This is a genomic window from Bacillus sp. FSL W7-1354, assembly GCF_038002405.1.
In the GTDB taxonomy this organism is placed as follows: Bacteria; Bacillota; Bacilli; order Bacillales; family Bacillaceae; genus Bacillus; species Bacillus paralicheniformis.
The window spans coordinates 1388623-1401927 of the sequence record NZ_JBBOCL010000001.1 but is presented as its reverse complement, the minus strand read 5'-3'; the positions used below and the strand labels follow the sequence as shown (position 1 = coordinate 1401927).

15 protein-coding genes, 1 other RNA gene and 1 pseudogene are annotated in these 13305 nt (G+C 45.0%); 14 read left to right on the top strand and 3 right to left on the bottom strand.

The window, feature by feature from the left end; all coding sequences use genetic code 11:
* The first annotated feature begins 49 nt into the window (after positions 1-49).
* On the top strand, positions 50-421 hold the full coding sequence (locus tag MKZ04_RS07145; RefSeq protein WP_026579400.1) for a YppE family protein: 372 nt from the start codon (positions 50-52) through the stop codon (positions 419-421).
* Between the two features lie 23 nt (positions 422-444).
* Here the strand turns inward: MKZ04_RS07145 and MKZ04_RS07140 are convergent, their stop codons facing one another.
* Positions 445-645, bottom strand: a complete 201-nt coding sequence (locus tag MKZ04_RS07140) for a YppF family protein (protein ID WP_011198064.1) — start codon at positions 643-645, stop codon at positions 445-447.
* A 178-nt stretch (positions 646-823) separates the two neighbouring features.
* Between MKZ04_RS07140 and MKZ04_RS07135 the strand changes: the two genes are divergently transcribed.
* Positions 824-1270 (top strand): YppG family protein, encoded by a 447-nt coding sequence (locus MKZ04_RS07135; RefSeq protein WP_020451916.1) that lies wholly within the window; start codon positions 824-826, stop codon positions 1268-1270.
* A gap of 18 nt (positions 1271-1288) precedes the next feature.
* Here MKZ04_RS07135 and MKZ04_RS07130 read toward each other — a convergent pair whose 3' ends face one another.
* Positions 1289-1708: an Hsp20 family protein gene (locus MKZ04_RS07130; RefSeq protein WP_023857414.1), complete on the bottom strand. Its 420-nt coding sequence runs from the start codon at positions 1706-1708 to the stop codon at positions 1289-1291.
* Between the two features lie 172 nt (positions 1709-1880).
* Between MKZ04_RS07130 and MKZ04_RS07125 the strand changes: the two genes are divergently transcribed.
* The 8 genes from MKZ04_RS07125 (at position 1881) to MKZ04_RS07090 (ending at position 9324) form a co-directional block, all read left to right on the top strand.
* Positions 1881-2387: a PTS sugar transporter subunit IIA gene (locus tag MKZ04_RS07125; protein ID WP_020451914.1), complete on the top strand. Its 507-nt coding sequence runs from the start codon at positions 1881-1883 to the stop codon at positions 2385-2387.
* A gap of 132 nt (positions 2388-2519) precedes the next feature.
* A complete protein-coding gene (locus MKZ04_RS07120) occupies positions 2520-4763 on the top strand; it encodes a DEAD/DEAH box helicase (RefSeq protein ID WP_222426358.1) in 2244 nt (747 codons plus the stop codon).
* A gap of 5 nt (positions 4764-4768) precedes the next feature.
* Positions 4769-6082: a ribonuclease H-like domain-containing protein gene (locus tag MKZ04_RS07115; RefSeq protein WP_065643899.1), complete on the top strand. Its 1314-nt coding sequence runs from the start codon at positions 4769-4771 to the stop codon at positions 6080-6082.
* A gap of 241 nt (positions 6083-6323) precedes the next feature.
* Positions 6324-6593, top strand: coding sequence for a CotD family spore coat protein (locus MKZ04_RS07110; protein WP_020451911.1), 270 nt, complete (start codon positions 6324-6326; stop codon positions 6591-6593).
* A gap of 116 nt (positions 6594-6709) precedes the next feature.
* Positions 6710-7261 carry a DUF1273 domain-containing protein gene (locus MKZ04_RS07105; protein ID WP_020451910.1) on the top strand — a complete coding sequence of 184 codons (552 nt, stop codon included), beginning with the start codon at positions 6710-6712 and terminating at the stop codon, positions 7259-7261.
* 80 nt (positions 7262-7341) lie between these two features.
* Positions 7342-7638: a cell division regulator GpsB gene (gpsB, locus tag MKZ04_RS07100; RefSeq protein ID WP_003182873.1), complete on the top strand. Its 297-nt coding sequence runs from the start codon at positions 7342-7344 to the stop codon at positions 7636-7638.
* Between the two features lie 52 nt (positions 7639-7690).
* Positions 7691-8077, top strand: an RNA gene (gene rnpB, locus MKZ04_RS07095) — RNase P RNA component class B.
* 95 nt (positions 8078-8172) lie between these two features.
* Positions 8173-9324, top strand: a complete 1152-nt coding sequence (locus MKZ04_RS07090; protein ID WP_020451909.1) for a THUMP domain-containing class I SAM-dependent RNA methyltransferase — start codon at positions 8173-8175, stop codon at positions 9322-9324.
* A 128-nt stretch (positions 9325-9452) separates the two neighbouring features.
* Here the strand turns inward: MKZ04_RS07090 and MKZ04_RS07085 are convergent, their stop codons facing one another.
* Complete coding sequence (locus MKZ04_RS07085) at positions 9453-9914, bottom strand: hypothetical protein (protein ID WP_020451908.1); 462 nt, start codon at positions 9912-9914, stop codon at positions 9453-9455.
* A gap of 261 nt (positions 9915-10175) precedes the next feature.
* On the opposite strand from MKZ04_RS07085, the pseudogene MKZ04_RS07080 reads away from it, so the two are divergent.
* From MKZ04_RS07080 to MKZ04_RS07065, 4 genes and pseudogenes are all read left to right on the top strand, one after another.
* Positions 10176-10294 (top strand): annotated as a pseudogene (locus MKZ04_RS07080) (IS1595 family transposase); the annotation flags it as partial.
* A gap of 152 nt (positions 10295-10446) precedes the next feature.
* Positions 10447-10803, top strand: a complete 357-nt coding sequence (locus MKZ04_RS07075) for a hypothetical protein (protein WP_341045595.1) — start codon at positions 10447-10449, stop codon at positions 10801-10803.
* A 196-nt stretch (positions 10804-10999) separates the two neighbouring features.
* Positions 11000-11176, top strand: a complete 177-nt coding sequence (locus MKZ04_RS07070; protein ID WP_020451906.1) for a hypothetical protein — start codon at positions 11000-11002, stop codon at positions 11174-11176.
* Positions 11177-11284: 108 nt separating this feature from the next.
* Positions 11285-13204: an ATP-dependent DNA helicase gene (locus MKZ04_RS07065; protein WP_020451905.1), complete on the top strand. Its 1920-nt coding sequence runs from the start codon at positions 11285-11287 to the stop codon at positions 13202-13204.
* The last annotated feature ends 101 nt before the right edge of the window (positions 13205-13305 follow it).

Sequence of the window (13305 nt, the reverse complement as noted above, 5' to 3'; positions counted from 1 at the left end):
CGTTGTAACGGTCGTCTTCCTTTGGTACGATAAACCCGAGGTGAAAAAATTGGATACACAATCTCTTCTTGTACAGACACGGGAATTAATCCGCCTCGTAAAAGAAGCGGAAGAACGATACAGTAAGGGAAAAGAGGAAGGGACGGAATACGATTTTTTCGAGGTTGTCAAACCTTCTGTCGAGAGATTCGAACAAACAGTGAAAAGCTGGCTGGCGGAAAGCCTGCCTTATATCAAGGCGAATCGGCCAAAATACATTTATGAAGAGCAGCTCAGCTCGGTTGAGGAAAATGCAAATGAAATTTTCATGCAGTCCTACTTCTGCAAAATCCATAAAAAACGCTTTAAAGATCTGACGGAGTCCGTCCTCTATACGCTGAAAAACGTAGAAGACGATATATTAAAAGAAGACCGGGATTAGAACCCGGTCTTCTTTTTGTTTGTTTAGCTGGCGTCCGTATTCATATCATAAGCAGGGTGCTGTGCGCCATTCGCTTCAAGAACTTTCATACTTGTGCGAAATTCGTTTAATGTCAGATGTCCCTGGATATACAAAAACTTGGCAAAATCCATCAGTTTGTTCATGCAGTCTGTCTCATACTGTTTCATCTCGGCAAAACAATTTCTTAAGTATGATACGTTCATATGGTGCATCCCCTCTCCTTTATATTAATAATATCGTACCATAACAATTCGACTTTTTTCTGTTTTTCAAATATTAAAATTTTCGACACTTTTTGACAAACTTGTGACAGAACCTTTGGAACAGGAAATGCCTTTATATCATACACATATAAAAAAGGGCTTTAGGAGGAGAGGAAAGATGGAAGAGAGGAGAACCGCCGTATATCCTTATTCCGGCCCCGGTGCGTATGTTCAAGCCGATCAGCAAAACCATCATGCCTATCATCCCGTTCAGCCGTACTACAGCCAGGAAACCGTCCCGTACGCTCATCCAGCTCAGCGGCCGCAGGCCTATCAGCAGCCGATCGAGCAGAATGTGGACCCGTTTTCAGTCTATCATCAGCCTGTTCAGCAGCAAATGCAGCCGCCGCTTCCGCCGTTTCAGGCATTTCCTTATCAGCATCCATATCCCTCGCCGCGGCCGAATCTCCACCAGCCATCACAGTTTCAAAGCTTTCTGTCGCAATTCAAAAAAAAGAACGGGCAGTTTGATTTCAGCAAAATGATGGACACCGCTGGCCAGATGGTGAGCACGGTCAACCAGGTCGGAGCGCTGGCCAAAGGGTTTATGGGATTCTTCAAATAAAAAAAGCATGGATGAAGGTCATTCATGCTTTTTTTGCTCCGGAAATGAGACCGTGAGGATATTTTGGTTCCACGACGTCTTCATTGTTTCTTCGCGGACGGGATATGGGAGCAAAACGGTTCTGGACAGGCTTGTAAACGATGAAGAACCGCCGCTTTCTTTTTTCTCCTTCAAGGCGACATGAAGATACCTCGATTTCGCTTCAATCATGATATCTCCGTTTTGAAACGATTCAGGAACGGCAATGTCGACGTGAAGCGCCTCATTCTCCTCTCTGATGTTCATGGAAATGGTGGAATTCTGAAGCTGGTCTGATATCAGTTTTTGGAATGAATTTAAAATATCGTGGAAAGGTGAATTGTAAAATAACTGTTCAACCGCTTCTTGAATTTCATCTTTCTTGCTGAGCGAGTGATTGTCGTTTTCCTTGAAATCCATTCTTCATCACCCCGGTTTTTTATTTTCAGCTTATGCAGGGGCTCTTGGTATGGTTATTCATTGATGGGAATTTGAAAGTGTGGTTAAATAGTGGGGAATCCAAAGATTTATTTAACCTGTTCCTCTTTTAATAGCCATCATAAAGAGGCGTTTTGAAAGGAGCCCAACTGTATTGCTGAAAAAATTATTCGGTATTGGTCAGAAACAAAATGAAATGAAAGAAGAAACCGTTTTTTCACCGGTTGACGGACAAGTTTTGGAACTTTCAAAAGTCCCTGACCCCGTTTTCTCCCAAAAGATGATGGGTGACGGAATGGCTGTCGAGCCTTCCGCAGGCGAGATCGTCTCACCTGTCGACGGGGAAGTGATCCAGCTGTTCCACACAAAACATGCCATCGGCATCCGTTCACTGTCCGGCGTGGAACTCTTGATTCATATCGGTCTGGAAACCGTAGCGATGGAAGGTGAAGGTTTCACAGCCCATGTCAAAGAAGGAGACAAAGTAAAAGTCGGCGATCCTTTGATAACGTGCGATTTGGAACTGATCAAGGAAAAAGCGAGCAGCACCATTACGCCGATCGTCATTATGAACGGCGATGTGTTGGAGCGCGTCACAAAACATGAAGAGGCAAAGGCGAAAAAAAGCGAGACAAAGCTCATGGAGCTTAAAGTTAAGTAACAGCAAAAAAGCAGAGAGCGATTCTCTGCTTTTTCATTTTCTCAGGAAATCACCTCTTTCAGAACGAACGGACATTCGCTAAAATAGAAGGGAGAGGTGACAGCGTTGTTTCAAAAACGAAATTTGACAGATATGATTCAGCTTCTGAAAGAAGACCAAGCTTTCAGCAAGCAAATTGTTCATTGGCATACAATTGAGGAAAAAGAAGCGGATTACCGCGATTTTCCTGAAGGTTTAGATAAAAGAATCGTGCATGCTTTACAGCAGAGAGGGATAGAAAAGCTGTATTCCCATCAGGCGAACGCGTTTCTGCACAGCGCCGCCGGCAAAAACGTGACACTTGTGACGCCGACGGCATCTGGGAAGACGCTTTGCTACAATCTGCCCGTCATTCAGAGGATCACAGAAGACCAGGATGCGCGCAGCTTATATCTTTTTCCGACAAAGGCATTGTCGCAGGACCAAAAAAGTGAACTGAACGAATTAATCGATGAAATCGGTGCGTCGATCAACTGTTATACATATGACGGAGATACGTCGCCTTCGATCAGGCAGAAAGTCAGAAAAGCAGGACATATCGTCATTACAAACCCGGATATGCTGCATTCGGCGATCTTGCCCCACCATACAAAATGGGTGTCATTGTTTGAAAATCTGAAATATATTGTCATCGATGAGCTTCACGTATACAGGGGAGTCTTTGGCAGCCATGTAGCCAATGTCATCAGACGGCTGATGCGGATCGCTGAATTTTACGGAAGCAAGCCGCAGTTTATCTGTACATCCGCGACGATCGCCAATCCATTGGAGCTCGCTGAGACGCTCACAGGGCAGCCGATGCATCTGATTTCAAACAACGGCGCCCCGTCGGGAAGAAAGCACTTTTTATTTTACAACCCGCCGATGGTCAACCGTTCGCTTAACATCAGGAAAAGCGCGACCCTTGAAGTGAGAAAGCTCGCATCCGAATTTCTGAAAAACGGTATTCAGACGATTGTGTTTGCAAGAAGCAGAGTCCGGGTTGAAATTATATTGACATACTTGCAGGAAGTGATGAAACCGATTGTCGGCCCTCATTCGATTCAGGGGTACAGGGGCGGCTATCTGCCGAACGAGCGGCGCGTCATTGAAAAAGGCCTTCGCAGCGGGGACATTAAAGGCGTTGTCAGCACGAATGCGCTTGAGCTGGGCGTTGATATCGGACAGCTGCAGACATGCATCATGACCGGATATCCGGGAACGATCTCGAGCGCCTGGCAGCAGGCCGGCCGCGCTGGAAGAAGGCACAACGAAGCGCTGATTGTCATGGTGGCAAGTTCCGCCCCGCTCGATCAGTACATTGTACAGAATCCGGACTATTTCTTTAAACAAAATCCCGAGACTGCCGTCATTAATCCGGATAACCTGGTCATTCTTGTCGATCATATTAAATGCGCAGCCTTTGAACTGCCTTTCAAAAGAACGGACACATTCGGCGGTGCCGAAATCGAGGATATTCTTGACTACTTGGCAGAAGAAAGAGTCCTCCACTTAACCGGGAACACGTATCACTGGATGAATGACGCTTTTCCGGCGCACGGCATCAGCTTGAGGTCGGCTTCTCAGGAAAATGTTGTCATTATTGATCAGTCAAAGCGCGAGAAGGCGAAAGTGATCGGGGAAATGGACAGGTTCAGCGCCATGACGCTTCTGCATGATGAAGCCATTTATTTGCATCAAGGCATCCAATACCAGGTGGAAAAGCTTGACTGGGAGGAGAAAAAGGCGTTTGTCCGCGAGGTTCAAGTTGATTACTATACGGATGCCAATCTTGCCGTCCTATTGAGAGTTCTCGAAGTTGACAAGGAGAAAAAGACAGAAACCGCAGCGTTCGGTTTTGGGGATGTGACCGTTCAGGCGAAAGCGACGATTTTTAAGAAAATAAAATTTGAGACGCATGAAAATATCGGCTCAGGCCCGATTCATCTGCCTGAAGAGGAACTGCATACCAATGCGGCTTGGGTGCAGGTGAACGATGAGGAGCGGCAAAATTGGAACGACATCAAATTGGAAGAAGCTTTGCTTGGGACTGCAAACGTCCTGGGACATGTCGCCGCCTTAAAAGTGATGTGCGATCCGTCTGATCTGCACGTTTTTCCGCAAATTAAAGCCGTTCATAACGAAAAGCCGACGATCTTTTTGTATGATCGCTATCCCGGCGGAGTAGGGCTGTCTCAGAAAGTGTATGAACAAATGCCTGAGATCATCAGTGAAGCGCATCGGCTGATTTCAAGATGTCCGTGTGAGTCAGGATGCCCTTCCTGCATAGGAGTGGGCGGCAGCGGCGATCAGACAAAAAACAATGCGCTGCGCCTTTTAAAAGGCTGGAAAGGTTGAGCGGAATGTCTTTAAAACGAAAACTTAACCGCTATAAGCATCACCTGGGAAATCAAGCGAAAGAAGAAAAAACGGATTCTCCGGCAGAAAAGCGGACTTCCGCGTCCGTCGGCTTTGAGAAAGAATGGGCCGAACTCGGTGTTAAACCGTATGTGTTTGAGGAATGCTATTGCCTGATCAGGGAAGTCGTTTATCCGTTGACACATGTTCATGGCCATTACGCATTTTCTGAACTGCATGAGACGGTTAGGCGCTGGAACAACAGCGACGTTTCCCATTCGCTTTCAAGCAAAGGGTATACACCGAGCCAGCTTTTCTTCTTTGATACGGAAACGACCGGTCTCGGGGGAGGGGCCGGCAATACGATCTTTTTGCTCGGCCATGCACGGGTGTATGACGACCGCGTAGTCGTCAAACAGCATCTGCTGCCAAAGCCGGGGCACGAAGCCGCCCTCTATCACAGCTTCCTGAGTGAAGTCGATATTCAGTCTCTTGTCACCTATAACGGGAAAGCGTTCGACTGGCCTCAGGTGAAAACGAGGCACACGCTGATCCGCGACAGGGTTCCGAAGCTGCCGGATTTCGGCCATTTTGACCTGCTCCACGGATCCCGCCGCCTTTGGAAGCATAAGTTTGACCGCGTCTCTTTGGGGACGGTGGAAAAGGAAGAGCTGGGTGTTGGAAGAACTGAAGATACGCCGGGCTACCTGGCGCCGATGATGTATTTTCATTTTTTAAAGGAGGAGCGTCCGGAAATCATTGAAGGCGTTTTGCGCCACAATGAGCTTGACGTGCTTTCTTTAATTTCTCTTTACATCCATTTATCGAAGAAAATCCTCACTCCGGAGCAGACAGCGGAAGCAAACGAAAAGTACGCGATGGCCAAATGGCTTCTCGCCAACCGGGAGACAGAGCTTGCGACAGCGCAATTGCAGGAGCTTGAAAAAAAGCCTTTCGAGCAGTCTGAACGCGCATCATTCGATTTATCTATGCAGTATAAAAAGCAGGGCATGCTAAAAGAAGCCGCATCCCTTTGGCTGAAGCTCCAAAATGGAACAGACGGAAAAACCGCCTGGCGCGCAGGCATCGAACTCGCCAAATACTTTGAACATCGAAAGCGGGACATTCGGGCCGCCCTCGAGGTAACGGATAACCTGATGCTGCAGCACGGTTCACAAAAGTTTGAGCTGACCGAAAAAGAAGTAGCCGGTCTTTTGAAACGGCGCGAGCGGCTGGAAAGGAAATTCGGACGAAATATTCCCCGGGCAAGCGCAGAAAACGACGATCTTCGAAAGCCAAACATTTCAAGCATGTTATGAATTGTAGAAACCGATCGCTTCTTGTAAAATAGCGTTAGAATGGTTTGAAGGGAGCGTCGATATGTATAAGGGGCTGTTTTATCTGTTTTTTGTCGTCGTACTGTTTATCGTATTAATCATGACGAATTTCAAGGAAAGCTTTATGGCTTACTTTTAAAATAGGTTTTTATATTAGTACATGTTTACCCCTTGCTTCATAGTTTAATAGTGTATATAGAAGCTTAAAGAAAGGGGAATTTTCATGCACTGTAAACCGCATGTAATGGCGCCGATTGTTCATCCTACTCAATGCTGCTACAACCATACGCAAAGCAAAACCGTCGTACCGCACATTCACCCGCAGCACACAACGAATGTCAACCATCAGCATTTTCAGCATGTTCATTACTTCCCGCAAACTCAATCAGCTGTCAACCAGGCATCACATCAGCACTTCGTGAGCCCTGGCGCAGGAATGATGCCCGGGCCTGGAGCGATGCCAGGACCTGGAATGGGTATGGGTCCTTACTAAAAAGGATTTTCGGAAGTTTTGTCAGGATGAACGAGCGCCGGATTGAACGTGAGCAACAGAATATCTTTTAAAAAAATGGGGCGGAATACGGCCCCATTTTTTAGCAGGTGATCATAATGAAAGTATTGGCCGTTACAGGGTACAAGCCGTTTGAACTGGGGATTTTCAAACAGGAAGACAAGGCCCTGTTCTACATAAAAAAAGCGCTTGAAAACCGATTGACCGCCCTGCTTGAGGAAGGGCTGGAATGGATCCTTATCTCAGGCCAGCTCGGCACGGAACTATGGGCGGCGGAAGTTGCGTTTTCGCTGCAGGAAGAATATCCCGACTTGAAAGTGGCGGTTATCACTCCGTTTTTGGAACAGGAAAAGAAGTGGAACGAGAAAAATCAAGAGCAGTATGAAGCTGTGCTCGCAGCCAGCGATTTCACTGAAAGCTTGACACACAGGCCGTACGAAAGCCCGGTCCAATTTAAACAAAAAAACCGGTTTTTCATCGAAAAGGCGGATGGCTTATTGATTCTGTACGACGAAGAAAGAGAAGGCTCGCCTGTGTATATGCTGAATGAAGCAAAAAAAGCTCAAGAAAAACGCGATTTTCCGATTTACACGATTACGATGGATGACCTGAGAGTCACCGTTGAAGAAAGCAGCTTTTACGAAGAGTAAAAAGTGCAAGAGAAAATTTGACATTGCACACGTTTTCTGAAAAAATATAAGATGATGATTCACGATATGAGGTGAAAAAGATGCTTGCTGATAAAGTGAAGCTTTCTGCTAAAGAAATTTTGGAAAAAGAATTCAAAACAGGAGTCAGAGGCTACAAGCAGGAAGATGTTGACAAATTCTTGGACATGGTCATTAAAGACTATGAAGCCTTCCATCAGGAAATCGAAGAATTGCAGCAGGAAAACCTGCAGTTGAAAAAACAGCTTGAAGAAGCGAACAAGAGACAGCCGGCTCAATCAAATACGACCAATTTTGATATTCTAAAACGGCTTTCCAATTTGGAAAAACATGTGTTTGGAAGCAAATTATACGATTGATGAAAACCGCTTGCCCTTTAGAACAAACTAAGCTATAATAGTTGATGTCTTAACGTTCGGGTAATCGCTGCAGATTTTACATCTGTAGAGGAAAGTCCATGCTCGCACGGTGCTGAGATGCCCGTAGTGTTCGTGCCTAGCGAAGTCATAAGCTAGGGCAGCCTTGCAGAAGGCTGACGGCAGGAAAAAAGCCTACGTCCTTTATGGATATGGCTGAGTATCCTTGAAAGTGCCACAGTGACGAAGTCTCACTAGAAATGGTGAGAGTGGAACGCGGTAAACCCCTCGAGCGAGAAACCCAAATTTTGGTAGGGGAACCTTCTGGACGGAAATGAACGGAAAGAAGGACAGAGTTGACTCTGTAGATAGATGATTACCACCCGAGTACGAGGCTTAGCAGCCGACAGCAGTACGACGGAACAAAACATGGCTTACAGAACGTTACACACTATTATGATGATGACAATGTATAAGCTCTCCGCAGGTAGGAGAGCTTTTATCATGTAAAAAACATACATAAAAACAGGTGATATGATGAAAACCTATACATTAATTGCAACAGCGCCGATGGGAATTGAAGCGATCGTTGCCAAAGAGGTGCGAGATCTAGGATATGATTGTACGGTTGACAACGGCAAAGTCGTGTTCGAAGGTGATGCCCTCGCCATCTGCAGAGCCAATCTGTGGCTGAGAACTGCTGACAGGGTGAAAGTGCAGGTTGCCGAATTTACGGCCAAGACCTTTGACGAGTTATTCGAGAAGACAAAAGCGGTCGACTGGAGCGCCTATCTTCCTGAACACGCCTCATTCCCCGTGACGGGAAAGTCTGTTAAATCAGTGCTTGCAAGCGTGCCGGACTGCCAGCGCATCGTCAAAAAGGCGATCGCCGAGAAGCTGAAATCAGCGTATCAGACACAAGGCGGGTGGCTTGAGGAAACAGGCCCGGAATATAAAATCGAGGTCTCCCTTTTAAAAGACAAAGCGGTCATTACGCTTGATTCATCCGGAGCCGGGCTTCATAAACGGGGATACCGAACCGGTCAAGGGGAAGCGCCGCTGAAAGAAACCCTCGCTGCAGCATTGATTCAATTGACAAATTGGACGCCTGACAGACCTTTCGTCGATCCGTTTTGCGGTTCGGGCACGATACCGATCGAAGCAGCTTTGATCGGCCAAAATATTGCGCCGGGTTTCAACAGGGATTTTGCATCCGAAAGATGGGAATGGATCAGCAAAGAAGTGTGGGATCAAGCAAGGCTTGAAGTCGAAGACAAAGCGAATTATGATCAGCCGCTGTCAATTTCGGGGTATGACCTGGATCATCGTATGATCGAGATCGCCAAAGCGAATGCCGAGGAAGCGGGACTAGCCGATTTCATCGAATTTAAGCAAATGCAGGTAAAGGATTTTCGGACGAAAGAGGAATACGGCGTGATTGTCGGAAATCCGCCGTACGGGGAACGCCTCGGTGAAAAGAAAGCAGTCGAAGCCATGTATAAAGATATGGGCGAAGCATTTGCCGGACTTGATACGTGGTCTGTTTACATGCTGACATCAAACGAGCGTTTTGAAGAGTGCTACGGGAAAAAAGCGACAAAAAAACGGAAACTCTTTAACGGTTTTATTAAGACGGACTATTACCAGTATTGGGGGAAAAGGCCGCCAAAACCGAATAAAGAGAAGTGAAGTTAAAAGGCTGCCATGAAACGGCAGCCTTTTTTCTTTCCATAGCTGGAAAGCCGCCGAACGGCGTTTTTAAATTTGCGCGCCCGCGTGATTATCCCCTTAAAAGCGCATGGCAAAACATCGATTCACTAGTAAATCCATGAATCATTTTTCTTTTTATAAGACGAATCATAGCATTTTTTGCGCGGCTCATAGTAGCAGTCTTTCTTGCAAGGTTTGTGGTAATCGTAGTCTTTTTTACAAGGCTCATGGTAGTAATAATCCTTTTTGCAATAATCGTAATCCTTCTTGCAAGGCTTGTGGTAATCATAGTCTTTTTTGTAATCCTCATGGTAGTAATAATCCTTTTTGCAATAATCGTAGTCCTTCTTGCAAGGCTTGTGGTAATCATAGTCTTTTTTGTAATCCTCATGGTAGTAATAATCCTTTTTGCAATAGTCGTAATCCTTCTTGCAAGGTTCATGGTAATAGAAGTCTTTTTTGCAAGGCTCATGGTAGTAGTAGTCCTTTTTGCAATAATCGTGATCCTTCTTATAAGGATCATAATCATAATCCCAATAATCTTTCTTTGCCGGTTCATAATAGTACATAAACTCTCCACCTTTAGTCTATAAATTTTTAAGTCCCTACAGGATATGATAGAAAAACAGAATAGACTGGGTTTTTATTGTGGATAAAGCGCACATTGTCTAACACAGTCCTTACTATCTGATGTTAAGCTTTTGTTTGACTGGAAAAAGGGTGTTTGACCGCTGTGAAAACGGTTAAACGTAAATGTTGATATTTGATAACTTCTCCGAAATTTTGATACAATCAAAACCAGAACAAATATTCGATGGTAAGTTATCAAGGTGAGCAAAGCGTTTAGCAACTTGTTAAAGGATATCAGCAGATTACCACACACCCAAAAAGAACAAGATGGGTTAAACGCTATGTTGAACCTTCTTCCACTGTGGGTGGTCGATTAATCAAGGTGTCGCTGCGAAATATCTTGATTTTTATTTGTCGATAGTCGAAATGACAGTTTGCGACTCGCAAAAATGAATGTGCAGTCCTAATTCAACCATTAAGCAGATTGTTAAAAAATGTTGAATCATTAAAAAAGAAAAATGAGGTTTGTATATGAATTCTGTCAGCCAAGAAATCCAAGATTTGTCCATTCAATCGTTGGAGTCAACTTTTAATAAACTAACAAATGCTTATAAAAGCACGAAAGAAAAAGGTTCAACTCTTGTCAAAAAGAGACTAAACGCAGTAAAAATTGGTTTAGAAAGCCTAAAAGGTATTTGGAATGGAGAAGATTTTGGCTATAACGAAGAAATCATATTGACTTCTAAAGAAGTTTTACAAGGTATCATTCCATCTATTGAAAAACAAATAGCAAAAGCAAAAGAAGGCAGTCCTCAAAAAACATTAAATGAGCGTCGCTTGACTGCACTAAAACTGGCAATCGAATCTTTGGAAAACCGTCTTATATAAGACGGTTCTTAAATTTTTTAATTGTTCCGGAATCGGGTGAGTTACATAACAAGATTGAAGGAAACCATATATACTATGGATTCCCTTTATTTTTGCGTATTTATCAAGAGCAAAGAAAAAACATAAAATCAGCCTGTATAAAAACGATTCATCCTGCATATACTCGGGATTATTGATTTTGAAAAGGGGTGATTTCATGTTGAACAGCGATCACATTCATATGATTCAAAAAGCGCTGGAGACGTCAGAAAACCAGCTCGAGGACATTGGCGAAGAGCGTCTTACATATGCGAAGGAAGAATTGAAAAACGCGATCAGCCATATGGAATCGACGGATCATCCGTTTTTGACGCATTCGATTTACCGGAAATAGTTAAGAGAGGCTTCCTGCTCCTTTTCTCAAATCTTTCTTGTTGAATTTCCCGAATCATAGTGATAGGATAGAAGTTCTGAAAACTCGATAGTTGGGGGTTGGAGCAGGGTGACAGCATCTCGTCTGCCTTTTTCATTAACAAAAACGAAAAACTTTTATGAAGAACTGAACAATTGGATCGGTGATGTATTTTACGATATTCTTCCTGAAAAAGGCTTTGATTTGCGCGATGAGCAAATATTCATGGCTTTTCAATTAGAACGGGCATTTAAGGAAAAGAAGGTCATGTTTGCAGAAGCCGGAGTCGGAACCGGAAAAACGCTCGTCTATCTTCTGTTTGCCTTGAGCTATGCCAGGTATACGGGTAAACCGGCGGTCATCGCTTGTGCGGATGAGACGCTGATCGAACAGCTCGTCAAAAAAGAAGGCGATATTTACAAAATTTCCGAGCATTTGGGCTTGACGATTGACGCACGGCTCAGCAAATCGCATGATCAATATTTATGTTTGAAAAAACTGGAGAAAACGATGCAGCGATCTGATGATGAGAAATGGCTTGACCTCTACGAAAGTCTGCCGTCTTTCGTTCATGAATCGCAGGGCATGCAGTCTTTTTATCCGTACGGCGACCGCAAAGAGTATTCGTCTTTATCAAATGATGAATGGTCTGAAATCGGTTACGATTCTTTTCAAGACTGTCTCACGTGCGACATGAGGCACCGATGCGGACTTACACTGTCAAGAGACCATTATCGAAAATCAACCGATTTCATCATCTGTTCCCACGATTTCTATATGGAGCACGTTTGGACAGAAGAGGCGAGAAAACGGGAAGGCCAGCTTCCGCTTTTGCCGGAACACAGCGCTGTGGTTTTCGATGAAGGGCATCTGCTCGAGTTTGCGGCGCAAAAGGCGCTGACGTACAGGGTGAAGCAATCGACGCTCGAAATGTTTCTCGAGCGCCTGCTCGGCAATGACATCAGAGAAGAATTTGCAGAGCTTGTCGAAGAAGCGCTTCGCGCCAACGACGAATTTTTCGGTTTGCTTTCAGAAAACGCCGAAAAAGCAGAAGGCTCTGAGCGCATGCGCATCAAAGATCATGCCAATCTGAAAAAAGCGGCCGCCGAGCTGTATGATTTGCTTGAAAAGATCGGGGAGGCGCTCGTTTTTGAAGGCGAGCTGTACACGATCGACCAATACGCTTTAACCGTTGTTGAAGAGTATCTCGAACAGATGGCTTACTCCCTTTCGCTCTACAGGAAAAATGCGATCAGCTGGCTTGAGCAAAAAGAGCTTGAGTCAACATTCGTCGTCATGCCGAGAACCGTCTCCGAAGTTCTCGGAGAAAAAGTGTTCTCCAAGCAGATTCCATTTATTTTCTCATCGGCGACATTATCGGAAAACGGATCGTTCGATTATTTAGCGACAAGCCTTGGGATCCGCGACTACTTATCATTTACCGTTGATTCGCCGTACGACTATGAAGAGCAGATGAAAGTGTACATCCATCGAATTGAGGAAAAAGAAGCAAAAGAAAAAGCGGCAATCCGTGCAATCAAAGAATCGGGCGGGAAAACGCTGCTCCTGTTTCCGTCTTTTGAGGAGCTTCTGTCCTTCAAGCGCCGGACTGCACAGGAATCATTTTCGTTTCCTGTTTACTTTGAGGGGGATGAAGAAATCAGTACAATTGTTGAAAAGTTTCAAACGGTTGAAGAATCCGTTTTGTGCTCTGTGCATCTATGGGAAGGGCTCGATATTCCCGGAGATCCGCTGCAACATGTCATCATCTGGTCGCTTCCTTTTCCGCCGCATGATCCTGTGTTTGAAGCGAAGCGGAGCGGTTTGGAAAACGCCTTTCGCGAAGTAGACCTTCCTTACATGCTGCTAAGGCTGCGCCAAGGCATCGGCCGTCTGATCAGATCAAACAGCGACCGCGGCACGATCAGCATTTTTGCGGGCGATGAACAAGAATGGAATGTGATAAAAGAAGTCGAATCTGTGCTTCCTGTTCAGCCGGTTTATGTATAAAGAAAAGCGGACATCCCGCTTTTCTTTTTTTTGGCTGCATAAAAGTTGACTTTCGTAAATATTTCCATTAGTCTGATTACAATTCGCATCATATAAGGGAA